This window comes from Paenibacillus sp. 7541, from assembly GCF_002276395.1.
Lineage (GTDB): Bacteria > Bacillota > Bacilli > Paenibacillales > Paenibacillaceae > Paenibacillus_AQ > Paenibacillus_AQ campinasensis.
The window spans coordinates 100,575-124,067 of sequence record NZ_NQLZ01000013.1 but is presented as its reverse complement, the minus strand read 5'-3'; the positions used below and the strand labels follow the sequence as shown (position 1 = coordinate 124,067).

Genomic DNA, 23,493 nt, shown 5'->3' with positions numbered 1-23,493 from the left:
TCTTACTCATTTTTACGGTTTTTATATTTCCCTGAATTGATAATGACCACATCGATATCGATCTTGCCCAGCTGCATCGTCGTTTCGGGCGGCTTGCCTTTAAGGTATGTTTGCCAAGTCTTGTGATCGTAACGATATACAGTATCATTTAAATTATACACGTCAGCCGAGATTTCAAGCCCTTTATCAAAGGTGCTTTGAATCTCTTTCTTCATTTTCTTGATAATCTCGTTCTTTATGAATGAATGGGTGACGTTTTCTCCCATTTCATCAATGAGCCCCTTAACGGTAAGCTTCAGATCATAGATGACGTTCCCATTCTTGACGGTATGGTTGACCTTGTAGTCCTGGACGTGCAGAACCAGCGTCATCACCGGCTCCTGACCTTGATAGATCGTGAGAGGGACCCGATTCATTTTTTTATCCAGATACCGCTTTCCGCAGCCTTCCTCATACCCAAGCTTTCCTTTATACTGGCTCTCATGAAAAAAATATTCTCCCCCAAGCATCATCTGTGTCGATTCTTTTCCGCCTTCCATCCAGGTTGTTCGGTTCGTCGTCAGCTGAGGGAGCCCGGCCGTCCTGCCCGGCTCCAAATAATTCGCTATAAATCGAAACATATAGATCGGCCTGATATCGGAATATTGCCTGTACGTGTCCAGAGGGCTCATAAGGATAGACTCGTAGGGAGACATCCCGAAAAAGGGGCTGAGGTTGAACAGTTCCTCGATCGAGCTCTCGGTGCCGTAGGCCCACACATTATATCGGATCGCATAATAGCGGCTGAGCGAGTCGGATAATTCCAGGAAGTTCACCCGCTGCAGCGCCTCCTTCGTGAACACAACCGACGTGACATGCCCCCAGAATACCGGAATCTGCTCGGATCGATACAGCATAAATACCGCATCAGTCAGCGTTTTTCCGCGCGCCGTTCCGATCACAATCGGCTTTTTCTCCAGAGACTGCCCCTCCAGCTTGCCTATATTGCCGAAATTCAGCATTTGCGCATACAGGATGTACTCATCCTCCTTGTAATCGATGCCGATGGATGTAGCATACATGGAGAACGTAATTTCCCGGTGGTCCCAACACCCCGCTAACAGAAGCAGCAGGAAAATCGCCAGCTGCAGCTTGACATATATCTTCCATACTTTCATCTGTTCCCTCCTACTTATGCTTCAAATGTTTCGGTTTGCCTCCGATCCATTTTTGCGGAACCTGCAGGACCGCGCGAACAACGTCTTTAAAGTTAATTGGAGACAGCGGCGCGAGATAAGCCACGCCATAGGATGTCAGTGTAGAAAGATAGACGACGACAAAGATGATCGAAAGCATAAAGCCGAACATGCCCAGAATGGAGGCCAGCAATACCGTAACGATGCGCAGCACACTGACCGTTCCCGACAGTGCTTGGCTCACCAGCGTCGAGCCTGCCACTACAGAGATAGCAACAATGACAACCATCGTCGGCGAGGTCAACCCTGCTCGGATTGCCGCATCTCCGATAATCAGACCGCCGACAACCGTAATCGACTGGCCCAGCGGCGTCGGGAGGCGAAATCCGGCTTCCCTGAATATTTCAATCAGACCCAGCATGAGCAGCACTTCCATCGGAATGCTAAACGGGATCCCCAGCCGGGATAATCCGATCGTTGCCAGCATAGGAAACGGGATCTGGTCTTGGTGAAACCCGGTCAGCGCTACGTAGAAGCTCGGCAGAAAAATAGCGACAGCCAAGCTGATATATCTGAGAATCCTTCCAAATGACGAAGAGATGTAGTTAAAATGAGAATCCTCCGCCGTTTTAAGCAGCACCGATAACGTTGCTGGCGCAATAAGAGCGCCTGGCACACCATCGATTAGAATGGCAAACCTGCCCTTAAGGAGACATGACGTGATGAAGTCAGGTCGGCCTGTATAAATGCTTAAAGGAAAGACGGAATATGGATTGTCCGAGATGATTTCCTCCAGCTGATTGGCGCTGACCAATTCTTCAATGCTGTTTTGAACCCTGTTAAGCTTGGTTTGTACATTCTTCAGCGTCGCCTCGGAGATCATCTCGGTGTCATACAGCAGGCCGACCTTGGTTTTCGTTTTGTTGCCAATCGTAAAAGATTGATAAGCCAAGGTTACAGCCGGAAATCTCTTGCGAATCAAACCGATATTCGTATCGATATTTTCGACGAGGCCATCCCTCGGCCCCCGGATCGACACCTCGATGCCGCTTTCCTCCGTCTGGCGGTCATTGGTCTGTTTCGCCGGGAGATAATAGCAGTCATTCAGAGCATCAGCCCAAATCACCACCTCTCCGCCAAAAATCTTGCCCGCTATCTTCTCCAGAGTAGCTTCCTGCAAGAGCGTCACCTTTAATGAAGTATGATTCTCCAATCCTTGCCGGATCATGGATGAAGGCATATTCATCACCCGGCTGATCTCTGAAAACACATACTCGTTCAGAAACTTCTCATCGCACAGCGTCTCGCAATATATAAACACAACCTCCTCTCCCGTTTCGAACTGACGATATTCATGCACAACATCATGGCATGCTGCAAAATACTTTTTCAGTTCATCCAGCTTGAGCGTCACGCCTGCACCTCCTTCAGCGGTTTAGCAAATCGGACCAGGACGAAGATGACCAGAGTCAGAAGCAGCAGCACAGAAAACAGGACCGGGTAGTAATAACTTTTCAGCACGTTAAAAAAGACAATATCGCCGACCGGATAAATCACCGCTGCGGCGCAAATCGCAGCGATGGCCGTAAGAAACCATCGTTTTCCCTTCGAAGGAAGCAGCTCCATCATGATATAGAGCGAGAAAGCCACTCGAATGAAAGCGCCGCTGATCCATTGAAAGATAGACAAGAAATCCACATGCTCGATATAGCTGCCAATCCGGACCAGACGCCACTGCTCAAAGGCTGGATTACGCTGCAACGCGGATTCCACCGGACCGAAAGCCGCAATCGCCCCCATGGTAGGTCCTAGCGCAAGACCGGCTAGCACAAGTCCTAGAATAATCATGTACCTTTTCTTCACGCTGCCCGAAATAAATTGCTGGATATACACGAAAAAGATCAACTCCAGCAATCCTGCCCCGATATAGATCACCCCTCTCCAAGCAGGGCCGGATCCGTGCTCGAATACCGGTAACAGCAGGGTATAATCCTTGTTCGAAAAATTGGCTAGCATGACAAACTCGCCGAGCAAGATAACGACCGGCAGCAGAATGCCTGAAGTAATCACAACCGTTTTTAGTCCGCTTAGCGCAGAATAGAGCGCCAACGCTAAGAACAGAACTATGAGGACCCAAGGAGGCGTCTCCGGCAAATAGGAGGAGTTAGTCCAGATCACCATATCTTTCGATTCCACCACAATGATGCTGAGGAGCGTCAAGCCGGTCAGGACCGAGATCGGAACGGCAATCCATTTCCCGTAATGCTCAAGCAACCAGTCATGCATCCCGGTGTGCCGTGTCTTTTTTACGATATATCCGATAATGATAAAGACCGGAAGAAACACAACGCATGCGAGGAGAACGGTTATCCATGAGTCGCGGCCGGATACCTCCATCAGCTGGGGAATAAGAAGCACGTGGTTCACCATGCCGACGGACAGAATGAAGGTTAGCGATATTTGCAAGAAAGAGAACTGCCTTGTCGTCATCCAGTTGTCCCTCCTTGTCACAAGCATATTGAACTATATTTTTTCGCAGAAGTTCAGGTTTATGCATCCTGCAACTTGGCGCCTGCAAGATTTGAGAATAAGAAAAAGGCAGACCCGGAGAATTCTCCGGAATCTGCCTTGCATGTACTTAACGGAAACATTAACCAATACTAGAACTGTAAACAGACGCTCACACTAAATTGAACTCCCACAAGCTATTCCCGGCTGCTCCTCCAGTCGGGATAGCAGGAGACCGGTTAGAGGGAAAGCTGCATAGCTACTTAGCAGATAGACGCTTCAGCAGCTTCGTAATTTAGAAGCCTTAGGCAGCATCAACAGCTTACCTGCCGGGCTCCTGCTCCTCAGAACGGTTATGCTCATCAATTTTGCCCAACCATTGAGAGAGGCTCTCATTCTTCATCGGTCTCCCATAGAAATAGCCCTGCATGACATAACAGCCCAGCTCAGTTAGAAAGTCAATATGCTCCTGCTTCTCAACGCCTTCAGCAATCACATCCAGCTGCAAACTCTCTGCCATCAGCACAATCGCGTGGATGACCGCACGTTTGCTGGGTGAATCCAGATCGTTGGTGAACAAGCGATCCAATTTGAGAGCATCAATGGGCAGCCGATCCAGCAAGCCGATGGAAGAATAACCTGTCCCGAAATCATCGATCGATACCCGGACACCCATTCTTCGCAGGTCTTGCAGCTGCCGAATAATATCATGCACATCATGAAAGACCATCGACTCGGTAATTTCAAGCTCCAGATACTGCGCTTCGAGATCGGCCAGCTCCAGCACAGCCGGGATCAAATCCGTCAAAGTGTCAGTGTAGAAAAGCCTAACGGACAAATTAACAGAAACCGGTTGATAGATGCCCTGGTCTTGCCATGCTTTCGCCTGCAGGCACGCTTGCTCCAGCGTCCAGCTCGTCATCGGCACGATCAGTCCGGTCTCCTCTGCGATCGGGATGAACTCTCCTGGCGGGATAACCCCGAGTCTCGGGTGCTGCCATCTGATGAGCGCCTCGAACCCGTATAAGCGATCTGTTTTTACATTCCACTTCGGTTGATAAACGATGAAGAACTGTTTCTCCACCAGTGCGCGCTGCAAATCCTTCTCAAGCTCCATCTTCCGCACTTCGGTGATGCCCATCTCCTCGGTATATACACAGTGCCTGTTCTTTCCGAGCTTCTTCGCTTTATACATCGCCGTGTCGGCCGTTTTAAGCAAAACCGTACGGTTGGACTGCTGCAAAGTACCGATGCTGATACCGATGCTTGCCGTAATGTACAGCTCATTGCCGTCGATCCGGTAAACCTGCTTAATCGTATGTAAGATCTGCTTGGCCAAACATTCAGCCTGCTCCTGAGTACACTGCTCGGCAATAATCAAAAACTCATCGCCGCCGATTCGGTAAGCCTGCCGCTTCTCGTCGACAAACTGACGAAGCCTGAAGCCTGCCTGCTGAACAAGCAAATCGCCGACATCATGGCCAAGCGTATCATTAATCGCCTTGAACTGATCAAGATCAAGAAAGAGAACCGCTACCTGTTTTCCCACATTCCGTTCGAAGTATCGGTTCATTTCATTGCGATTGGGCAATTGTGTAATCGAATCCTGATAGGCCATCTTCTCCAGTACATGCCGGTCAAAAAACATCGCTCCCCATGACACCAGCAATATAATGAAAATGGTCACACTTACGCCGTACAGCAAAAACATATCCACACTGTCTGTTGATTCAACCATCATGCCGGCGTGATGATGGAAGCTGGCAGCTTTCATGCCTGTATAATGCATGCCGCAAATTGCAATGGCCATCACGACCGCCGAGACCCATTTCAGCCAGCTGGCCGATGGTTGATTCCGGAAACGCAAAAACAAGAACAAAGCAGCGTAAGAAGCGGCAAAGGCGATAAGGGCCGATAACACCCATAACCCCGTGTGATAAGTAATGTCTGCATGCATCACCATCGCTTCCATCCCGACATAATGCATCGCCACAATACCGCTGCCCATCACAAGGCCGCCGATCGCGATTTTATACCAGTTGATATTTTTCGGTATGGTAATATAAAAGGCAATAAAAGAAGAAACGACACTTGCCACCATGGACAGCAAGGTCAGCCATATATCATAAGCTACCGGAATGTGCAGGTGAAAGGCTAGCATCCCGACAAAGTGCATGGACCAGATCCCGCTTCCCATGACCAGGGCGCCGGCTAATAACCAGAAGAGCCTGCTTTTTCCCTTCGCGTACGAAATCTTTGATGTAATGTTTAGCGCGAAATACGATGCCAAAATCGCGATGATGGCTGAAAGAGCGACAATATATAGGTTATAACTGCCGTTCACCTCCACTGATCTCATCCCCAATCTATTAACGGCTAGAAGTGACGTACCAGTAACTTGCTAGCTATGGCCGCCAATACGTCCATCATATCATTAAACCGTTACCCGTCAATGGACTTCAATGTTAGATAACGGAAAAATATAGTCGATTGATGACAATACACATCAACCCATGCCAACTCCTCTGCTTTCTTGTCGAACGGCTAAACGGTCGATCGAATATCCTTTAGACTATCCCGTCCTGTCATCTGCAATTCCGCTCAGCAACTATCTATGCATCTGCATCTTTTTTAGCCCCCGCGAAGGGCCTCTCCTACGTTCGCTTCTTACGTAGATCCCGCGTTGATCTCTGCGTTGATCCCTGCGTCGATCCCTACGTTGAGTCCTACTTGGAGCCTTGCATTGAGCCTTGCATTGAGCCTTGCATTGAGTCCTACTTTGATCCCTGCGTTAATCCCTGCAATTGTTCCCGTGACAGCCCTGCCTCAGCCACCGCCCCCTTCGCCGCCACCTATCCTCTCCCCCACCCCTTTAACCATTATCCCTTTCGCTCAGGGAAGCAAGCAGCAGGAAATGTAAAAGCAAGTAACGGTCAGCTTCTAAGCTATTCAGCTAATCTGATATTCTCAAATTCAACTATTCTGATATTCAACTATTCAGCTATTCAACTTTTCAATTTGCCCTCTATTCATTTAGTCGAAAGTGGTTTGACAAAAATCAAACGAAATAAGACGTTTTAATTAATCTTTTTCGGTTGATTAAGGAACATATGTTTGGTATAATGAAATAAATGGAACACAAGTTCGGTTGTCACTATTATCTTTAGATTAGGAGCCTATGTACGTAAATTTAAATTCGGGGTGAGGGGATATGATGATCCACATTGCAACGGAGCTTCCATCTTTCCATAGCCGTTATCAGAGCGAGCAGGACTGCATCGAGGCGGTGATTGCCATGAAGTGGCCAAACGGGTTTATTTGTCCGCGCTGTGATCATACCAAGTGCTGCCGTCTGAGTTCCCGGCGTATCCCCTTATTTGAGTGTGGACGTTGCAAGCATCAAACGTCGCCTTTCGTCGGCACGATCTTTGAAGGCACTCGTCTGCCGCTGCTCAAGTGGTTCATCACCCTGGAATTGTTCCTGCTTCCTGACGGCATCTCGGCGACACGGCTGAGTCAGGTGATTGGGGTTACCTACAAGACCGCGTGGTTAATGCTTCACAAAATACGCCATGCTCTCGGGGAATTTGATGCCCGCGAACTGCTCTACGGCGACGTGAAGGTCAACAGCGATCAGTACGGGCGTAATCCTGACCGCTGTACAGTTTCGCATCCGCATGCCTCGGCTGTCGTCGCTGGCTGCACGGTTGACGAGACCGGTGAACCGCAGCAGGTCAAACTTCGCCTGGTGCAGCAGCAGCGAGGAAGCGATAGATGGGCAGCACGCCGCGATCTAACCGCCTTCATTGATGAGCACGTGGACAGCCTCACATCCGACGTCAGACTGTTCCCTCAAGCTTTTCGGTTGTATTCCCCCTTGCGGAACATCGTCAGAGAAGCGTGGAAATCACTAAAAAGCACCTATGGAGCATTGGAATCGAAACATCTGCAGGCGTACCTGAACGAGTTCACAGGACGCCGCTGGCTCCGTTTGTCCGAAGCGGAAGTAACGATAGGACAGCGGTTGCTGCAAATGTGTGTGGCTGTCCCCGGCATTTCCTACAACCAGTTGATCGCCCGCCAAACGAATCAGCCCTTTGCAGCAGTAGCCTGAATGAGATGTCGGATTCTATCTGAAATCATCGTTACTTTGATGATGGTAGCTCTCGTGGTAGCTCTCGTGGTAGCTCTCATGCTAGCTCCCACCATTAATGTATTGTCCAAAGCGTCACGCTGATCATCGTGCAGCAGTTCTTGACTCACACAAATCATCTGATTCGTCCCACTTCACCTCATTGGGGGCACATTACCTGTCTGGCTAACTTTCACCTAATCCCTTAAATCCGTCCTTGATCCGTAAGTCACTTTTCTTTAATCCTGGCATCTTGTCCTCAGGCCGTCTTAAGATCTCAATACAATCTGCCCACTTCCTACTTCCTATTTCCTACTTCCATCGCCAACAGTATGTTCTTCCTCCAAATTAGCTGTTCCTGATTACCTGATCAAACGGGATAATGGTGAAAAGCTCTCCAAACATAGGGGGCGTGGAGGGGCGTGGAGTATGCTTCGAGGAGCCAGCAGTGAGCAACCAGGAGAGCAACCAGGAGAGAGCAACCAACAGAGCAGAGAGGATTTCGCGGCGAAAGTTATGTATATAAAAACTAAAAAACTCTTCTATCCTAGATAGAAGAGTTTAAGGGTTGAAGATGAAAATGCGGTCGAGAGGACTCGAACCTCCACGGGGGGGTAGCCCACACGGACCTGAACCGTGCGCGTCTGCCAATTCCGCCACGACCGCATAATATGTTGTCCATCGCAATGGTATCTTCAGTAGTCACTTATCGCGGCGACAAGATATATAATATCACGGCTTAACAATCGAGTCAACACTTTTTTTAAAAACTTGATTATTTTCGATACTTTCGGTTAAAATAAGAACATAAGTTCTCATTAAATAAACATTTTCTATATAAAGGGTGGTGGACATAATGGCCATACCGGCTGTTACCTCGGAAGAACGCGCGCTGATCAAAAGCTATCTGCTGCTGACCTTCATTCACAAAGTATTTGAGCGGGACTGCCGGGTTATTCAGGAAAGCGGCGTATTCAAGACCCCCCAGCTCTATGTGGAAGTTGTCGGCAACGGCGCCAAGCAGGCGGCGATCCTGCTTCGCGAAGTGAAGCAGGAATTCAGCAGGCGCACCATCAAGGTGTATGACATCCGCAAGGGGAACGACGGTATTGAAGCCCGTTATGCGTGCCGAGGTTATGTCGGGTCCATAACAATCCTGTGGCCGTCCTTCCGCAAGGAGATGATGGAGCGGATGCGGGCTTACCTCGGGCTACATGCAAGCGATCCTGGTCCCGGTCAGCCGCACGCTGCTGCTGCCTCACACTGAATCAGGCCATCCTTGCCCCATACTCATGCTGAGCAGCGACAATGGCTACTTTATTATGGCAGTTCCTTCTATCGCTAAATTTATCGATAACTTTAACGATAACTTTAACGATAACTTTAGCGATAGCTTTCCGAGTCTGCCTTATTCCATCGAAAAAGCCGCTCTCCCCACCGGAAAGCGGCTAATTCTTTGCTATCATCTTGATCTTGGATGCAGCGCCTCGTGCTACCTAGTGTAGATTGGGCTGCACGCGCATAAGTCCCTGTGCCATGGCATGTCCAGCGCTCGCTGCTGATGCGACCGCTACTGCCTCCATGATCGCCTGCTCTGAAGCCCCCTTGGAGCGGGCCTCCTGCATATGGTACAACGTACACAGCTCATTGTTGGCAAACAGGCTGATGCCAAGCGCAATCAACTGCTTTGTCTTTTCGTCCAGCTCGCCTTCACGAAAGCAGACGCCTGTGAATTGATGATATGCCTCCGTCATTTCAGGCATGGACTGCTTCATATTGGTGATTTCGTTTTTATAAGCCGACACTTTATCCTGTGACAATTCCATCGCTTGTGTGCACCTCTCTCCTAATGGTCTGTTTCCCAGTATTCCAGTATAAGATATCCGTCCATTAGCTGATCTATTCGCACAGGGGCACCGGATTCACAGTTGTACTGGGTCAGTTCTCAGACTCTCGGAAAGGTCGCTTAATTGTCCTCCAGGCGACTTTGGCGCGGCTCGCTGTACAGCTGGTAGCTGTAATTCCGGTCTAATTTCACAACGCGCCGGTTTCTGCGGCGAATAATCACATGGGTCGGGTCCCAGGCCACAACGATGCCAATCACATCGTTGCTCTCCAGTTCATCACGCACCACGCGAACCCGCTCACCTGACAGCCGAAGCTCGTCCAAACGTTCATCACTGATCATACTCATATCTTCAGCCTCCCTCACTCGTATTTCGTTTTGGTCTTAAAAAAAGACCTAAATGAGGTCATTTAGGTCTTTCGGGTATTCGGTTTCGAGCCTTTAGCGCTGGGCCGGCTCAATGCTGTCATTCTTCTCGTACCAGAAATCCAGAACCGTTGAAGACATGACACGTTTCTCTATATACTCCACCTGCTGAGGAGTGAACTGTTCTCTCCAATCGAAGGAAAGCTCCTCACACAGACCGGCAATCGTCAGCAATTCCGACCAGGCAACATAACGCTTATACCAGAAAAACTGAGGATGTTCAATCATATAGGGATAAAGATCATCGAACTCCGTATGCTTACAATCCAGAGCGCGTTCGAAATGAATTTTCGCTTCATTCAGCTTCTCAATCAGGAACGGCTCGGTTACAGGTTGTTTCCCCATGGTGCTGCCTCCTCTCTATTGCCTACTCCTTTATTATACGGCAAAATGGCCCTAGCGAAAAGTCGTTGCTTGAATTTTTAGGCTGGAATAACGCAACATGTCATGATTTTATTTACCAAAATGAACCTGTCCATTCTCCAAAGACGTGATGTCGACCAGCGATTCGACCCGAACATCCTGCTCTCTGAGCGTACGCGCTCCGGCCTGAAAACTCTTCTCGATCACCACACCGAGCCCGACCAGCCTCGCTCCGGCTCGATGTATGATCTTGATCAGCCCCCGGGCAGCATCGCCGTTGGCAATGATATCATCGATGAACAGCACTCGGTCATTCTCAGTAATAAACTGGCGAGATACCATAATGTCCGTTACGATCCCTTTCGTAAAAGACGGCACGCGTTCGCTTAATGCATCAGGATCGGCCAACAGCGTTTTTTTACGCCGGGCAAATACCATTGGCACGCCGAGATGATGTGCGGTTGCAAAGGCAACCGAGATGCCGGATGACTCCAGCGTCACGACCTTGGTCACTTCTTGCTCCTTGAATCTTTCGGCAAATTCACGGCCCATCTCCATGATCAGTGCCGGGTCCACCTGATGCGTCAACAGCGCATCCAGCTTCAGCACCTGATCCGAGAGCACAACACCCTCACGCATAATTCGTTCCTTTAACCACTCCATACGTTGACCTCCCACCCAATCCTTTGACGTAAAAGTAACATAAATCATCGGTGCCCGGCAAGTATAAACGACGTTCCTTCTCTCCTCTTCTAACCTGGCAGGGAACATTATCTTACATTAACATCTTTATACCACCCAGCGGACCCAGTGTATATGACATATCACTCACACTGAAATAGGGACAGGTCGGAGTCATGTCCCAGCCCAGACAGGCATACCTTGTACTATAGGAACAGATGAGAGAAGCAGATACGGGGGAGGCTGGGGACGCTTGCGAAACCATTTTCGGGTATTTCAAATCGCATTTACATACATCGGAACGATCGTGGGTGCCGGCTTTGCTACCGGACGCGAAATCATGGAGTTTTTTACCCAATACGGGTATTGGGCTACCATCACGATCGTGCTCGCTACAGGGCTGTTCATTTGGCTCGGAACTAAAATCATGATTATATCCAGGCGCATTCAGGCCAAATCATTCGAAGACTTGAACAAACATCTCTTCGGCGAACGATCGGGCGGATGGATCAGCCTGTTCATGTTTGTTATTTTGCTGGGCGTCAACAGCATTATGCTGGCCGGAGCCGGCTCGGTATTTATGGAGCATCTGAACCTTAGCTACCAGACGGGGCTATTCGTGACCATGATCGGCACCTATTTTATTCTGCGCAAAGGCATTCGCTCCATCATGACGATGAACAGCTTTGTCGTTCCCATGATGCTCACGCTGTCGCTTGTCATTATATCGCAAACGATTCATTCCCCGGGCTCCTCCCGGTTCCTGACACTGACATCCGACCATCCCTTGTCCTATGCCTGGATAGCCCCGCTGCTCTACACCGCCTTCAACCTGGTGATGGCCATGCCGGTCCTCGTTCCGCTTGGCAGTCAAACCGACAGTCACCGCGCGGTAAAATGGGGAGGAATTATCGGCGGCACAGGCGTCGGATTCATGCTGATGGCAGCCCATTTCGCGATGTCAGCCCAAATGCCCGGCATATCTCAGTATGAAATTCCGATGGGCAGCATCGCCAACCAGCTTGGCCTGGTGGTGCAAATCATCTATCTGATGCTGATCTTCCTGGAAATTTTCAGCACCTTTGTAGCCAATATTTATGGCATTACCCTGTTGGTCCAGCAACGGACCACGCTGTCGCCACGCATCATCACACTTGGCATCATGCTCTTCTGCTATATATTCAGCCAGTTTGGCTTCAGTTCGCTGTTGTCGCTGCTGTACCCAATGTTCGGAGCGCTCTGTCTATTATGGGTGCTGCGGCTCACCTTGTTCGGCAAGCCTGCACTTCGGGAATAAAGCGAAAGCTCGCTGCTGCTCCCTTCTGACACAACGGTTCTTTTCACCGAGGGCGAAACTGCAAATACATTTTCTTCAGCTCATTGACGGAACGAGACAGGGAATATTGATTCTTCGCCTTGTCCCAGGCGGTCCGCGCAAGCTCGTAGCGATACAGCGGATCGCCGATCACCTTCTCCAAAGCGTCTGCCAGTGCCATCGGGTCCTCCGGCGGCACCAGCAGGCCGTTAACCCCATCCTCAATCTGCTCCGCTATACCGCCAACATTCGTTCCCACCAGCGCCAGACAGCTCAGCGCAGCCTCTGCGAACACCGATCCGAACGCCTCGGCTCTGGACGGCAGTACAAAAATATCGAAGAACGGCATAAACTCCTCCGGATGAAGGGTATATCCGTAAAAAATCGTCTCCTGGTATATACCAAGCTCCTTCGCCATTTCCTCCAGCTCCTGCCGGGAAGGACCGTCCCCGATAATATGCAGGACATAATCATGACCCCGCTCCTTCAGCTCGGCGCATGCTTTAAGCAGAACGTCCAGCCCTTTGGCTGGGACGAGCCGGCACACCGTAATCAGCTGAGGCACGACATTTTCATGAGGGACAGGCTTGAATCTTTTCTCATCAAAGCCGTTCGGAATCACGCCGATGTCTTCAGGGCGTTCTACGTAAGGCGTCATATAATGTTTGAATGAGTTCGATACGGTCATCAGCCGATCGCTGATAAACTCCAGCTCTTTATATAAGGAAACGAGAAAGCGGTGCTCAAGCCCGTTCTCCTTGATTCTTCCGTTCAGAATAAGCTCTCTTTCGTAACTGGAGTGCACGGTCTGAATCAGGGGCGTATCCGGGAAGACCGCCTTCATGGCCATGCCTGGAATCGGATGATGGCTATGGATAAGATCATATGGCTTTTGGATTCGAAGACGGGTCCACCACAGGTAATCGCGGTAAGTCTGAATATACTTGGCGACGACAGGGCTGGATTCGAACTCTCTCCAATCAAAGGTATGGAATATCGGCTCCTCCTGGCCCTTGTTGCGGATCCGTTTCGGAAGCCAGAACAGCTCCATTTCCCAGCGAGGGGAATGAAACCGTTCCTGAAGATAAGGAATCATGGAAGAGACGCCGCCAGGCTGTTCCGGAGGAAAAAATAAGGCTTGAAGTAGTTTCATGGGGAATCCCCCTTTCTCTAATCTCTTTTCAGATACTTTTTCGTTATGATATATTAGAACATATGTTTCATGCAAAGGAAACCTATCCCTATCAGGAGTGAGTCCATTTGTCTTATCAAGCGGCCTCTTGGCCCTCTTTGTTGCCGTTGATCGCGGCCGTCTGCAGCTTGTGTATCGCCTTGATGATGTTGATGATGTGTCTGTTTATGTACACCAAGCAGCGCAAGAAGGCCTATATCTATATGGCGGCAGCGTTCTTCTTTATTATGACATACGAAGGACTGAACATCCATTCGGCTTTGGGGACAGCACCTGCACTCGGGGCGACTTCCGCAACCCCGCATGCCCTCCAGCTATTCTCCTTCGCTCTGTTAAACACCGCGGTCCTGCTATTATATCGGAGAATGAAGAAGCGCCATTTCTGGATGCCGCTTCTGTTCACACTGGCGATTCTGGCTCTGCTGATTCTGCCTGCCGTACTTCCTTTTCCGGTGGATCCGCTATGGCAGAAGGTCAGCTTCGATCTGATGCACGGGGCCGTCATTGTGCTGTGCCTGCTCCGAATCCCTAAAAAAATCGGACAGCCGGTCAAATACACGATCGGACTTCTCACCTATGCGGTTTGGGCAGCAATGAAAACAGCATCCGGCTACGGTCTGACGATGCCGCCGGCACTGAACAACACGGTGCCATTTCTGCCGGTTATCTTTTATGCTATTGTGTTTTTTGTCCTGTTCCGGCGCATTGTCGAGCTGATGCAGTCGATTTACCGTTCCTCGATCACCGATGGCCTGACCGGGCTGTATAATCGCAAGCATTTCACGAAGCATCTGGAGCAGTATGTGGAGCAGCAGCTGAAGATCGCGGTTATCTTCTGCGACATCGACAATTTCAAGAAGCTGAACGACACGCAAGGTCATGCCAAGGCGGACGAAGTGCTGCAGCAAGTCGCTGCGATCATGCAGGAGGAGCTGGATGGAATCGGCCTAACTGGACGCTATGGCGGTGAAGAGCTGGTGGCCCTCGTCGTTGACCGCAAGGTCAAGCCTGCCCAGGTAGCCGAGAGCATTCGCGCCAGAGTCGCAAGCGAGACGATCGTCACCATCAGCGTTGGCTTCAGTGTACTGCGCCAGGGCGTGCAGGGCGACGAGCTGATGAAGCAAGCCGATCAGGCGATGTATCGCTCCAAAACGACTGGCAAAAATAAAGTCACCGATTACCGCTCCATGAAGGAGGCATCCCCTAAATCCAGGGAAGCGGCTGCCGGAAGTCCAGCTTAGCTTAACGCGACCTTGTAGTGACCGTCTAAGCTGACATCACAGATTACGCACCATTTTTCTTACATAAAAGGAGCTGTACCGATGGGAGAGGAAAAACTGCCAGCGGCGTTTGTTTCCGGGATGAAGGAACTTGCGGGTGAAACGCTGGATGAATTTCTGGATAGTTACAACGCACCGCGCACCCACGGCCTTCGGCTGAACCGGCTGAAGTCGGATGGAGCCGATCAAGCCGTTCGCGCCCTGATTTCCATGTTTGAGCTGACCCCGGTTCCATGGTGTGCGGATGGTTATTATTATGAGGAGACCATGCGGCCAGGCCGTCATCCGTACCACGCTGCCGGACTATATTATATTCAGGAGCCCTCGGCCATGTCAGCCGTGGAAATGCTGAATCCGCAACCCGGCGAAACCGTTCTTGATCTCGCCGCGGCCCCCGGGGGAAAGACATCGCACATCGCCTCCAAAATGACAGGAAAGGGCCTGCTCGTGTCCAATGAAATTCACCCCGAACGGGCTCGGATTCTTGCAGAGAACGTAGAACGAATGGGAATTGATAATGCGGTTGTCACCTGCGCCGCTCCGGATGAGCTGGCCCGGAGATTCCCGGCCAGCTTCGACCGAATCATGCTGGATGCGCCCTGCTCGGGCGAAGGCATGTTCCGGAAAGATCCCGGCGCCATCGAGGAATGGTCGCCTGCGCTCGTAGAGCTGTGTGCAGCCCGCCAATGGGACATCATCCAGGAGGCTTACGTCATGCTGAAGCCTGGCGGTTCGCTTGCTTACTCCACCTGTACGTTCAACAAGGCCGAGAATGAAGAGATGGTGGAGCGAATGCTCGCTCAATATCCGGACCTGGAGCTGCTCAAGATGGAGCGATTCTGGCCGCATTTGCAGCGCGGGGAAGGACATTTCGTAGCCGTAGTAAGGAAGAGGGGTGGCGCTTCCGATGAGCTCGAAGGGGGCGTTCAAGATACGAGGCCTGCTGGCAGAGGCGGGAAGCGTGCCAAGCAAGCGCCTGAACAAGCGGCCTACCAGGCTTTTCTGGAATGGGCCAGAGAGGATCTTCCCGGATTCGTACCGACATCCGGCCGTCCGTTATTGTTCGGAGACGAGCTGTACTGGCTGCCGGAGAACGCGTCTTGGACCTGGACCGAGCGGCAGCTTCGGGGCCTCAAAATCCCCCGTGCCGGCCTTCATCTCGCGCATTTGAAGAAGAACCGGATTGAACCCGCTCACGCCCTCGCGATGGCTTCCCGTCCCGAGCAGGCCGCAAGAAGCTGGAATCTGTCCGCCGATTCGCCGGAAATCGCCGCGTTTCTGCGCGGCGAGACGCTGCCGGTCGACCCTGACTACCGCGGCTGGACGCTTGTGACGACAGACGGACTGCCTGTCGGCTGGGGCAAAGCCAGCAGCGGCCAGCTGAAGAACCATCTGCCTAAAGGGCTTCGCTCACTGCGCTAGCCGGACCATTATTACAAACACAAAAGGACCAAACGGAAGAGCAGCCTGTAGCGCTTCTATCGCAAACAGATCGATTACAAGCTAATCTGTCGCGAACTCGGCGCACGCCGCTTCCGTCAGGTCCTTTTTCTTCATATCCCGGCCCTTACATTCAAGACAAGCAGTACTTCACCAGCGCTTCATGCACGCCATCCTCATTGTTGGAGGCCGTAATCGCGTCGGCTGCCGCCTTGACCTCCACCGGGGAATTGTCCATCGCTATGCCCATACCGGCATAGGTGAGCATCGTAATATCATTGTAGTAATTGCCAATCGCCAGCACCTCTTCCGGCTTGTAGCCCCGCTTCGCCGCCAGTTGTGCGAGCGCGTTGCCCTTGGAGGCCTCCTGATGCATCAGATCGATGAAATACTCGCCGCTGCGCAGCATATTGAACGGGAGCGTCCACTTGCTCCACGCTCCAAACACACGGTCCAGATCAGCCGATTCCCCGAAGGCCGTGAATTTCACAACCGGGTCCGCAAGCGCCTCCCAGGCTGGCAGATTGCTCGGCATCATCAGGAAGTTTTCATACATGTAGCGCACCGGACCGGCAAGCTCCTCCACATGATCCACATACATCTCAAAGGCCGTGTTAATGTCAAAATGAATCCCTTGCTCGCGGCAATACTCCATGAACGGTGTCAGTCCCCCACGGTCCATCTCGAATTGATGCACAATTGTACGAGTAGCCACCTCCACCGTAGCAGCGCCGTTATGGCTGATCACATAGCCCTCCAGCCCCATGCTCTCCATGAACGGAATGGAGTTCTGTGGACCACGGCCCGTGCACAGCACGATTTCAATTCCCTGCCTGGCCGCCTCCATCACCGTATTTTTGGTGCGCTCCGTCATTTCATGTTCATCGTTCAGCAGTGTCCCGTCCACATCCAAAGCTACCAGTTTGTACGTCATTTCTCCACCCATCCTTTGACCATGATATATATATATTCAAACATGCAAGACGCCACAAGCGAAGCGACCTGCAAGCTGAACCTTGCCATACACGATTCGAGTTTGGCCGGGCAAGGACCAATTTACCTTCCGATCGCAGCCAGCTCTTCCGCCGTCAGCTCCCGGTAAGCGCCCAGCGGCAGTGATTCATCCAGCCGGAGATCGCCCATGCGCACCCGCTTCAGATAGACTACCTTCTTCCCTACCGCCTGGAACATCCGCTTCACCTGATGAAACTTCCCTTCCTGAATGATCAGCGAAATTCGTGAAATAAAGCTGCCCTCCGCCTGTTCCTCACAGGATTGAATCGTCAGCTCTGCCGGCATCGTGACGTAACCATCATCCAAGGTGACGCCCCGGGCAAACTGAACAATATCCTGTTCATCGACCCGGCCTTCCACAATGGCTTCATATGTTTTCGGCACATGCTTCTTGGGAGACAGCAGCTCATGAGCAAGCTTGCCATCGTTGGTCAGCAGCAGCAGCCCCTCCGTATCCTTGTCCAGTCTACCTACCGGAAACGGTTCAAAAGCGCGGTACGGCGGGTCCAGAAGATCCAGCACCGTCCGTTCTCTCATATCCTCTGTCGCCGATATAACCCCCTGAGGCTTGTGCAGCATAATGTACACAAACTCCCGGTACAGCACAGGCTCCCCATCGAACACAATCGTGTCCGAAGCGGGGTCCACATGTTTGCCCGGATCCTTGATGGTCTCTCCGTTCACTGTAATCCATCCGGCCTTGGCCAGCTTCTTCAGCTCCGCTCTCGTGCCAAACCCCATATTGCCAAGCAGCTTGTCCAGCCGCATCGTCGTTCTTCCCTTTGAACTCATACCGAGGTCCACCTCCAGCCGGCAGGGTACTCATTCTTCAACATTCCGGCCTGCCACTTGCCCCAGCCGGCCGAATATCCGTCTATACAGACTAACACATATCCCTTCGTTTCGATACCCGGATGACAGATGATCCTCTCCTCGTCCACGGTCAGCGTCTCTCCCTTCAAATACCGGACAGCCTCACCGTCCGCCGAGGACAGGTTGACATGCCTGGCCGCTTCCTCCGCCTTCAAGGCAACGGCCAGCGGATGGCCGGGAACGAAACGGCCGGACTTCAGCTGACCGGCATACCAGCCGGGCCTTACTGTTTTGAGCTGGCTCAAACGCTCCTTCTCCGGCAGCGCTGAAATATAAATCTGACTGCCATATACCACGACATGCCCTTGCAGATCGACGGGCAGCCGTTCATGGATGAACTCCATAAACGGGCCCAAATCCCCCGCGAACGCCTGCGCACCTTTGCCGCTGCCTCGGCTCCCGGCCGCTTCCTTCCTGTTTCTGTCCTTGTGGCCGTGACGAGCCGCCTTCAGCTCTGCCTTGCTCTTCCGGGAGTTGTTGCCCTCCTGGCGGGAGGTTGCGGCCAGCGCAGCTTCGCCACCAGTCATCTGCCCATTCACATGCGGAAGAGACCGCGGCTCCTCATCGCGATTAACCTCGCCCTCTTTTGCTAGGACGGCAACAAAGTGCCCTTCCCCCCGAACCTTGTGAGGCCAGAGCCTGCCGGTTCCCGCAATCTGTTCACGAAGCGCCTCGCTCATCGCCAGACCATGGCGCTGCAGCCACGCCGTTTCTCCGGAGGCGAAGCCAAAGGAAGCGTCAATCGGAATTACGGAGAACTCTGGATGCTCCTCCAGAAACGCGGCGATCATGCCTTCATTCTCCTCCGGCGAGAAGGTGCAGGTTGAATAGACCATCGTTCCTCCCGGCGCCAGCATGTTCACTGCGGACCGCAGAATGTCCCGCTGCATCTCTGCAAACACGAGCGGCGAGGACGCCTCCCAGTATTTCAGCATCGACTCGTCCTTACGAAACATGCCTTCCCCCGAGCAGGGGGCATCGACCAATATTTTATCAAAATAGGCAGGGAACGCCTCGGCAATCCGATCCGGCTGTTCATTCAGCACGATGGCGTTTCTTACTCCGCACATCTCCAGATTTTTCGCAAGCGCCTTGGTCCGGTCCGGGTTCAGGTCGTTGCTGATCAGCACGCCTTGCCCGCCCAGCTTGGCTGCAATTTGAGTCGACTTCCCTCCCGGCGCCGCACACAGATCCAGCACCCGGTCTCCCGGCTGAACATCCAGCAGCTCCACCGGCGACATGGCGCTTGGCTCCTGTATGTAGTACAGCCCTGCATGATAATATGGGTGCCGTCCCGGGCGGGCGCCGTCCTCGACATAGTAGCCGGTAGGGCACCACGGTACGGGTTCAAGTGCAAACGGTGAAATTTCCCGGAACTGTTCATTGGATATTTTGAGGGTGTTCACCCGAATCCCGGCATGCGGGCTCTCGTGATAGGATTTCATAAAATCGTCAAAGTTGCTTCCTAATAGTGATTTCATCTTCGCCTGGAACGGCGAAGGCAGATGTAAAGCCATATTCGTACCTGCCTGTTCTGTATAGTTTGATGTTGTATTGGTAATTTGAAGATTCGATGAGGACTTTCGAATGTTCCGCTGTGACTTTTTATATTGTATAATATAGCCTGTTACAAAGGACAAGTTCCTAACTTTTATTATTGATGATAAGGGGGTGGGTCAATGAGCCGCGGCAAGAAAAAAAGCTACACCGGTTTATATGTGTTCGGCGGCATTTTCCTCATCTTGATCGGCGCGCTTATCTTCCTGAATACCCAAGGGGAGAAAAGCGAGCTGTACGGCGGGAAAAAGGTGTCCGAACTGAATCCGGCGACTCGGGAAATTCTGGATGACCCGAACTACCAGCAGATTATTCTGCCTGATCAACTGGAGCAGAAGGTGCAGGACCAAGAAAGCTTCTTCGTGTATTTCTTTGCGTCCGACTGTCCGCACTGCCGCGTGACAACACCGGAGCTGATGCCTCTGGCAGACGAGTCCGGAGTGACCCTTCACCAGTATAACCTCCGCGAATTCCAGGAGGGCTGGAGATCCTACAATATCGAATTCACACCAACTCTCGTCTATTTCGAGAACGGTGTAGAGAAAGAACGCATCGTGGGCGGCCTGGCTTCCCCAGGAGCGGAAAACGGATTCGATGTCGACGATTTCAGAGCATTCTTTGACAAGTATAAGGAGGGGAGCACATCATGAACCGTGCCCGCGCTGTCCTGCTGACGCTGGCCATCACCGGCATGCTGCTGGCTGCCTGCGGCGGTAAGCCGTCCGCCCTGGAGCATAATCACGGCGCCGAGTCCGAACGGTACGAGACGACGGCCAGCCTTACGGAAATGCCGACATTTTTGTCGAGCTATACAGACAATACGCAAGCAACCTATGCTGCAGTCGGCGAGCTTGAAGCTATTCTGAAGGAGATTAAATGCTACTGCGGCTGTATGGACGAGCAGCACGGCTATCATGATTCCCTCTATCGCTGCTTTATCGCGGAGACCGCGGACGGCGAAGTGACCTGGACCGACCACGGCGCCCAGTGCGGCATCTGCCTCACGGAGCTTCAGGACGCCAAACGCCTGAACGAGGAAGGCAAATCCCTCGACGAAATCAAACAGTTTATCGACGACAAATACAAAGGCGCTGAATCCTGATCCGCTCTAATCCGCTGATCGGCTGAGCATCGCCTCGACTACCGTCATCATCTTTATAAGCTGTATACGGCAGGTTCCATGAACAGAAGCAAGAAGCAAGGGCTGCCCACCCCGTAGATTCTATGATCTACCTGCGTGGAGCAGCCCTTCTTTCTATTTCGTCTCGTTGTTCTTGCCCCGGGTTGGCTTGCGCCGCTGCGGAATATTCGGCTTTATCTCTGCTCCAGCCTGTTCAACTGCAAGCCGCAGCTTCGGGTCCCAGATCTCAATCGTCAGATCGGCATAAGGAAACGGATGGGCTTCATAATCAGCCAGCCTGCCGGCGTAATCTTGGACCTGCCCAACAAGCTTGCCGAGCCGAATCCCTAGCTCATCCTCAGCATAAGGTATAAGCCTTTCGGCTGCGCTGGACAGCATTTTGTATCCGCCGCGAATGTTGCCGTTGCGAAAGTGATACAGCCCGACAGCGACCTGCAGCAGCCCTTTATACCTCGGATCCCGGTCCTTCTTCAGCCACAATTCCTCCAGCACCTCATGGCATTCGAAATAATCCTGGTCGCGGTTGAAATATACGAGGAACGCTACATATAACGGCTCATAGTTCATAATCGGAAACTTTCTTCTTGGCTTCGGCCAGCATCTGCTTCACTTCATCCAGCATATCCTTGATCGCATCCATATCATGCGCCTGCCACAACACATTAAAGCGCTCCTGGAAGGAAATGGCCTCGTTCACCAGATGGAAAAAATAGAGCTGATGGATCGCATGCAGCACCTGTGCCGTAATGTTGGAATTGTCCTCAAACTGCTTTTGCGCCTCCAAAATCTCCTCGCGGATGCTCGACATCTCGTTATCCAGCGTATTGGCGGCTTCCCCGGCCTTTTTCAACCGCATCTTGATCTCTTCGGGGAGGCTCTCCCTGTATTTATAGCTGAGCGAATGCTCAATCGTCGCCCAGAAATTCATTGCCAATGTACGGATTTGAATCTCCGCCAGCACCTTCTTCTGTCCAAGCGCGGTCTGTACCGGATATTCGATAATCATATGGAAGCTGCGATAGCCGCTTTCCTTAAAATTCGTAATATAATCCTTCTCGTACAGCACCGTCAAATCCTTGCGGGCGCGAATATATTCCGCTACCCGCCGGATGTCCTCCACGAACTGGCACATGATGCGAATGCCGGCAATATCCTCAATGCCGGTCTCCAGCTGATCCATCGGCACCTGCAACCGTTTTGCCTTGTCCAGGATGCTGGAGATTCGCTTTACCCGTCCGGTTACGAATTCAATGGGCGCATATTCTTCCCGCTTTTTGAGCTCCGCGCGCATCGTCTTGAATTTAACCTTCAATTCTTCAACAGTCTGCTCATAAGGAAGCAAAAATGTCCCCCAGTCTCTAACGTCCATTGCTCCTGCCTCCTGTCCATTACCCCTTAACGATGGTCAGCCCCGACCGCCTCGGATATGTGGCTGTAGCCATCGCGGCGCAGCAGCTCCCTCAGGCCAGAGTGGAGCTTGCGATTCACCTCGGGTCCTTCGTATATCAATGACGTATAAATTTCAACCAGACTGGCTCCCGCCCGGATTTTGCGGTAGGCGTCCTCGGCGGTGAAGATGCCGCCAGAGCCGATAATCGGCAGCGAGCCGCCGGTCTGCTTATAAATTCGGGCTACGATGTCAGTGGAACGGTCGCGCAGCGGCTTGCCGCTGAGTCCGCCCGTCTCCTTCGCATGCCCATGCGTTAACCCCTCGCGCGACAGCGTCGTATTGGTCGCTATAATGCCGGATACGCCGCTTGCGCTGATCGTATTCACCATAAATTCCAATTCTTCATCGCTCACATCCGGAGCGATCTTCACCAGCACGGCCTTCGACTGCCCGTGCTTCTCGGCCTGCCGCTCCATCTCCGCCATCACGGCCTGCAGCAAGGAAGCCAGCTCGCTGCCATGCTGCAAGCTGCGCAGGTCCGGCGTATTCGGTGAGCTGATGTTCACCACGAAGAAATCGCCGTATGGATACAGGGTGCGAATACAGGCCTCATAATCGGCGTTCGCTTCCTCGTTTGGCGTCGTTTTGTTCTTGCCGATGTTCACGGCAATCGGAATCGGGCGCCGCTTGAATGCCGACAGCCTGCGTGCCATCGCCTCTGCGCCTTCGTTGTTAAAGCCCATCCGGTTGATGAGCGCCTCATCCGGCGGCAGGCGAAACAGCCTTGGCTGCTCGTTCCCCGGCTGCCCCTTCGGCGTCACGGTCCCCACTTCCATAAAGCCAAAGCCGATGGACGAGAAGCCCTTGACCGCCTGCGCGTTTTTATCCAGACCGGCAGCCAGTCCGACCGGGGTCGGAAAATGCATGCCGAACAGATCTACAGCCAGATCCGGGGTTTCCTTGACGCCGTACATGCTGCGCAGGACGGTTTCTCCGCCCGGCAGTCCGGCGGTGCGGCCAAGCCCTCCAATTACAAGATGATGGGCTTTCTCCGGATCCATTTTGAAAAAGATAGGTTTGCCTATTTGGCGATATAACACATCATTACTTCCTCTCATCCAGTTAATTTCTCTACCCTTCAGTTTATCCTTTTCCATCAA

22 protein-coding genes and 1 tRNA gene are annotated in these 23,493 nt (G+C 52.0%); 7 read left to right on the top strand and 16 right to left on the bottom strand.

Features of this window, described 5'->3' with window-relative positions; genetic code table 11:
* Positions 1 to 2 precede the first annotated feature (2 nt).
* From CHH75_RS08935 to CHH75_RS08920, 4 genes are all read right to left on the bottom strand, one after another.
* On the bottom strand, positions 3 to 1,157 hold the full coding sequence (locus CHH75_RS08935; protein WP_095397982.1) for a Ger(x)C family spore germination protein: 1,155 nt from the start codon (positions 1,155 to 1,157) through the stop codon (positions 3 to 5).
* A gap of 10 nt (positions 1,158 to 1,167) precedes the next feature.
* Positions 1,168 to 2,589, bottom strand: coding sequence for a spore germination protein (locus tag CHH75_RS08930; protein WP_095264053.1), 1,422 nt, complete (start codon positions 2,587 to 2,589; stop codon positions 1,168 to 1,170).
* Positions 2,586 to 3,665, bottom strand: coding sequence for a GerAB/ArcD/ProY family transporter (locus CHH75_RS08925; protein ID WP_176475502.1), 1,080 nt, complete (start codon positions 3,663 to 3,665; stop codon positions 2,586 to 2,588). Before CHH75_RS08925 ends, CHH75_RS08930 begins: the two co-directional genes overlap by 4 nt.
* 340 nt (positions 3,666 to 4,005) lie before the next feature.
* Complete coding sequence (locus tag CHH75_RS08920; protein WP_483310923.1) at positions 4,006 to 6,042, bottom strand: bifunctional diguanylate cyclase/phosphodiesterase; 2,037 nt, start codon at positions 6,040 to 6,042, stop codon at positions 4,006 to 4,008.
* 852 nt (positions 6,043 to 6,894) lie between these two features.
* On the opposite strand from CHH75_RS08920, the gene CHH75_RS08915 reads away from it, so the two are divergent.
* A complete protein-coding gene (locus CHH75_RS08915; RefSeq protein WP_095397981.1) occupies positions 6,895 to 7,797 on the top strand; it encodes a transposase in 903 nt (300 codons plus the stop codon).
* A gap of 599 nt (positions 7,798 to 8,396) precedes the next feature.
* Here CHH75_RS08915 and CHH75_RS08910 read toward each other — a convergent pair.
* A tRNA-Leu gene (locus tag CHH75_RS08910) sits at positions 8,397 to 8,481 on the bottom strand.
* 190 nt (positions 8,482 to 8,671) lie between these two features.
* On the opposite strand from CHH75_RS08910, the gene CHH75_RS08905 reads away from it, so the two are divergent.
* Positions 8,672 to 9,082 carry a YhjD family protein gene (locus CHH75_RS08905; protein ID WP_095264040.1) on the top strand — a complete coding sequence of 137 codons (411 nt, stop codon included), beginning with the start codon at positions 8,672 to 8,674 and terminating at the stop codon, positions 9,080 to 9,082.
* Between the two features lie 229 nt (positions 9,083 to 9,311).
* Here CHH75_RS08905 and CHH75_RS08900 read toward each other — a convergent pair whose 3' ends face one another.
* From CHH75_RS08900 to CHH75_RS08885, 4 genes are all read right to left on the bottom strand, one after another.
* The gene (locus tag CHH75_RS08900; RefSeq protein ID WP_095264038.1) at positions 9,312 to 9,641 is read right to left on the bottom strand and encodes a carboxymuconolactone decarboxylase family protein; all 330 of its coding nucleotides are present in this window, start codon (positions 9,639 to 9,641) and stop codon (positions 9,312 to 9,314) included.
* 140 nt (positions 9,642 to 9,781) lie between these two features.
* Positions 9,782 to 10,003 (bottom strand): hypothetical protein, encoded by a 222-nt coding sequence (locus CHH75_RS08895; RefSeq protein ID WP_095264049.1) that lies wholly within the window; start codon positions 10,001 to 10,003, stop codon positions 9,782 to 9,784.
* A 99-nt stretch (positions 10,004 to 10,102) separates the two neighbouring features.
* Positions 10,103 to 10,432: a hypothetical protein gene (locus CHH75_RS08890; RefSeq protein ID WP_095264036.1), complete on the bottom strand. Its 330-nt coding sequence runs from the start codon at positions 10,430 to 10,432 to the stop codon at positions 10,103 to 10,105.
* 108 nt (positions 10,433 to 10,540) lie between these two features.
* Positions 10,541 to 11,113: a xanthine phosphoribosyltransferase gene (locus tag CHH75_RS08885; protein WP_095264034.1), complete on the bottom strand. Its 573-nt coding sequence runs from the start codon at positions 11,111 to 11,113 to the stop codon at positions 10,541 to 10,543.
* A gap of 271 nt (positions 11,114 to 11,384) precedes the next feature.
* Between CHH75_RS08885 and CHH75_RS08880 the strand changes: the two genes are divergently transcribed.
* Entirely contained in the window at positions 11,385 to 12,428 is a 1,044-nt protein-coding gene (locus CHH75_RS08880) for a YkvI family membrane protein (RefSeq protein WP_095264033.1), read from the top strand.
* Positions 12,429 to 12,471: 43 nt separating this feature from the next.
* Here CHH75_RS08880 and CHH75_RS08875 read toward each other — a convergent pair whose 3' ends face one another.
* On the bottom strand, positions 12,472 to 13,599 hold the full coding sequence (locus tag CHH75_RS08875; protein WP_095264031.1) for a glycosyltransferase family 4 protein: 1,128 nt from the start codon (positions 13,597 to 13,599) through the stop codon (positions 12,472 to 12,474).
* A gap of 107 nt (positions 13,600 to 13,706) precedes the next feature.
* On the opposite strand from CHH75_RS08875, the gene CHH75_RS08870 reads away from it, so the two are divergent.
* Together CHH75_RS08870 and CHH75_RS08865 are read left to right on the top strand one after the other, a co-directional pair.
* Complete coding sequence (locus tag CHH75_RS08870; RefSeq protein ID WP_095264029.1) at positions 13,707 to 14,879, top strand: GGDEF domain-containing protein; 1,173 nt, start codon at positions 13,707 to 13,709, stop codon at positions 14,877 to 14,879.
* 81 nt (positions 14,880 to 14,960) lie between these two features.
* On the top strand, positions 14,961 to 16,340 hold the full coding sequence (locus tag CHH75_RS08865; RefSeq protein WP_095264028.1) for an RsmB/NOP family class I SAM-dependent RNA methyltransferase: 1,380 nt from the start codon (positions 14,961 to 14,963) through the stop codon (positions 16,338 to 16,340).
* Between the two features lie 151 nt (positions 16,341 to 16,491).
* Here CHH75_RS08865 and CHH75_RS08860 read toward each other — a convergent pair whose 3' ends face one another.
* The 3 genes from CHH75_RS08860 to CHH75_RS08850 form a co-directional block, all read right to left on the bottom strand.
* Positions 16,492 to 17,292 carry a Cof-type HAD-IIB family hydrolase gene (locus CHH75_RS08860; RefSeq protein ID WP_095397980.1) on the bottom strand — a complete coding sequence of 267 codons (801 nt, stop codon included), beginning with the start codon at positions 17,290 to 17,292 and terminating at the stop codon, positions 16,492 to 16,494.
* Positions 17,293 to 17,414: 122 nt separating this feature from the next.
* Positions 17,415 to 18,164, bottom strand: a complete 750-nt coding sequence (locus tag CHH75_RS08855; RefSeq protein ID WP_095397979.1) for a pseudouridine synthase — start codon at positions 18,162 to 18,164, stop codon at positions 17,415 to 17,417.
* A complete protein-coding gene (locus tag CHH75_RS08850) occupies positions 18,161 to 19,762 on the bottom strand; it encodes an RsmB/NOP family class I SAM-dependent RNA methyltransferase (protein WP_095397978.1) in 1,602 nt (533 codons plus the stop codon). Before CHH75_RS08850 ends, CHH75_RS08855 begins: the two co-directional genes overlap by 4 nt.
* A gap of 162 nt (positions 19,763 to 19,924) precedes the next feature.
* Here CHH75_RS08850 and CHH75_RS08845 point away from each other — a divergent pair, with 162 nt between their 5' ends.
* Positions 19,925 to 20,452 (top strand): thioredoxin family protein, encoded by a 528-nt coding sequence (locus CHH75_RS08845; RefSeq protein WP_095397977.1) that lies wholly within the window; start codon positions 19,925 to 19,927, stop codon positions 20,450 to 20,452.
* Complete coding sequence (locus tag CHH75_RS08840; protein WP_095397976.1) at positions 20,449 to 20,904, top strand: PCYCGC motif-containing (lipo)protein; 456 nt, start codon at positions 20,449 to 20,451, stop codon at positions 20,902 to 20,904. Before CHH75_RS08845 ends, CHH75_RS08840 begins: the two co-directional genes overlap by 4 nt.
* 153 nt (positions 20,905 to 21,057) lie before the next feature.
* Here the strand turns inward: CHH75_RS08840 and CHH75_RS08835 are convergent, their stop codons facing one another.
* The 3 genes from CHH75_RS08835 to CHH75_RS08825 are packed head-to-tail and all read right to left on the bottom strand — an operon-like array spanning position 21,058 to position 23,433.
* Complete coding sequence (locus tag CHH75_RS08835) at positions 21,058 to 21,510, bottom strand: DUF309 domain-containing protein (protein WP_155617674.1); 453 nt, start codon at positions 21,508 to 21,510, stop codon at positions 21,058 to 21,060.
* Positions 21,500 to 22,312, bottom strand: coding sequence for a GTP diphosphokinase (gene yjbM, locus CHH75_RS08830; protein WP_095264017.1), 813 nt, complete (start codon positions 22,310 to 22,312; stop codon positions 21,500 to 21,502). The genes CHH75_RS08835 and yjbM overlap by 11 nt, the downstream gene beginning before the upstream one ends.
* A 26-nt stretch (positions 22,313 to 22,338) precedes the next feature.
* Positions 22,339 to 23,433, bottom strand: a complete 1,095-nt coding sequence (locus CHH75_RS08825) for a quinone-dependent dihydroorotate dehydrogenase (protein WP_176475508.1) — start codon at positions 23,431 to 23,433, stop codon at positions 22,339 to 22,341.
* Positions 23,434 to 23,493 lie beyond the last annotated feature (60 nt).

Excerpts from the sequence above, each read along its gene's own strand:
- CHH75_RS08915 (WP_095397981.1), top strand. The coding sequence starts at position 6,895 with ATGATGATCCACATTGCAACGGAGCTTCCATCTTTCCATAGCCGTTAT.
- CHH75_RS08865 (WP_095264028.1), top strand. The coding sequence starts at position 14,961 with ATGGGAGAGGAAAAACTGCCAGCGGCGTTTGTTTCCGGGATGAAGGAA.
- CHH75_RS08890 (WP_095264036.1), bottom strand. The coding sequence starts at position 10,432 with ATGGGGAAACAACCTGTAACCGAGCCGTTCCTGATTGAGAAGCTGAAT.
- CHH75_RS08835 (WP_155617674.1), bottom strand. The coding sequence starts at position 21,510 with ATGAACTATGAGCCGTTATATGTAGCGTTCCTCGTATATTTCAACCGC.
- CHH75_RS08920 (WP_483310923.1), bottom strand. The coding sequence starts at position 6,042 with ATGAGATCAGTGGAGGTGAACGGCAGTTATAACCTATATATTGTCGCT.
- CHH75_RS08925 (WP_176475502.1), bottom strand. The coding sequence starts at position 3,665 with ATGACGACAAGGCAGTTCTCTTTCTTGCAAATATCGCTAACCTTCATT.
- CHH75_RS08875 (WP_095264031.1), bottom strand. The coding sequence starts at position 13,599 with ATGAAACTACTTCAAGCCTTATTTTTTCCTCCGGAACAGCCTGGCGGC.
- CHH75_RS08855 (WP_095397979.1), bottom strand. The coding sequence starts at position 18,164 with ATGAGTTCAAAGGGAAGAACGACGATGCGGCTGGACAAGCTGCTTGGC.
- CHH75_RS08845 (WP_095397977.1), top strand. The coding sequence starts at position 19,925 with ATGAGCCGCGGCAAGAAAAAAAGCTACACCGGTTTATATGTGTTCGGC.
- CHH75_RS08840 (WP_095397976.1), top strand. The coding sequence starts at position 20,449 with ATGAACCGTGCCCGCGCTGTCCTGCTGACGCTGGCCATCACCGGCATG.
- CHH75_RS08935 (WP_095397982.1), bottom strand. The coding sequence starts at position 1,157 with ATGAAAGTATGGAAGATATATGTCAAGCTGCAGCTGGCGATTTTCCTG.
- yjbM (WP_095264017.1), bottom strand. The coding sequence starts at position 22,312 with ATGGACGTTAGAGACTGGGGGACATTTTTGCTTCCTTATGAGCAGACT.
- CHH75_RS08895 (WP_095264049.1), bottom strand. The coding sequence starts at position 10,003 with ATGATCAGTGATGAACGTTTGGACGAGCTTCGGCTGTCAGGTGAGCGG.
- CHH75_RS08905 (WP_095264040.1), top strand. The coding sequence starts at position 8,672 with ATGGCCATACCGGCTGTTACCTCGGAAGAACGCGCGCTGATCAAAAGC.
- CHH75_RS08885 (WP_095264034.1), bottom strand. The coding sequence starts at position 11,113 with ATGGAGTGGTTAAAGGAACGAATTATGCGTGAGGGTGTTGTGCTCTCG.
- CHH75_RS08850 (WP_095397978.1), bottom strand. The coding sequence starts at position 19,762 with ATGGCTTTACATCTGCCTTCGCCGTTCCAGGCGAAGATGAAATCACTA.
- CHH75_RS08860 (WP_095397980.1), bottom strand. The coding sequence starts at position 17,292 with ATGACGTACAAACTGGTAGCTTTGGATGTGGACGGGACACTGCTGAAC.
- CHH75_RS08900 (WP_095264038.1), bottom strand. The coding sequence starts at position 9,641 with ATGGAATTGTCACAGGATAAAGTGTCGGCTTATAAAAACGAAATCACC.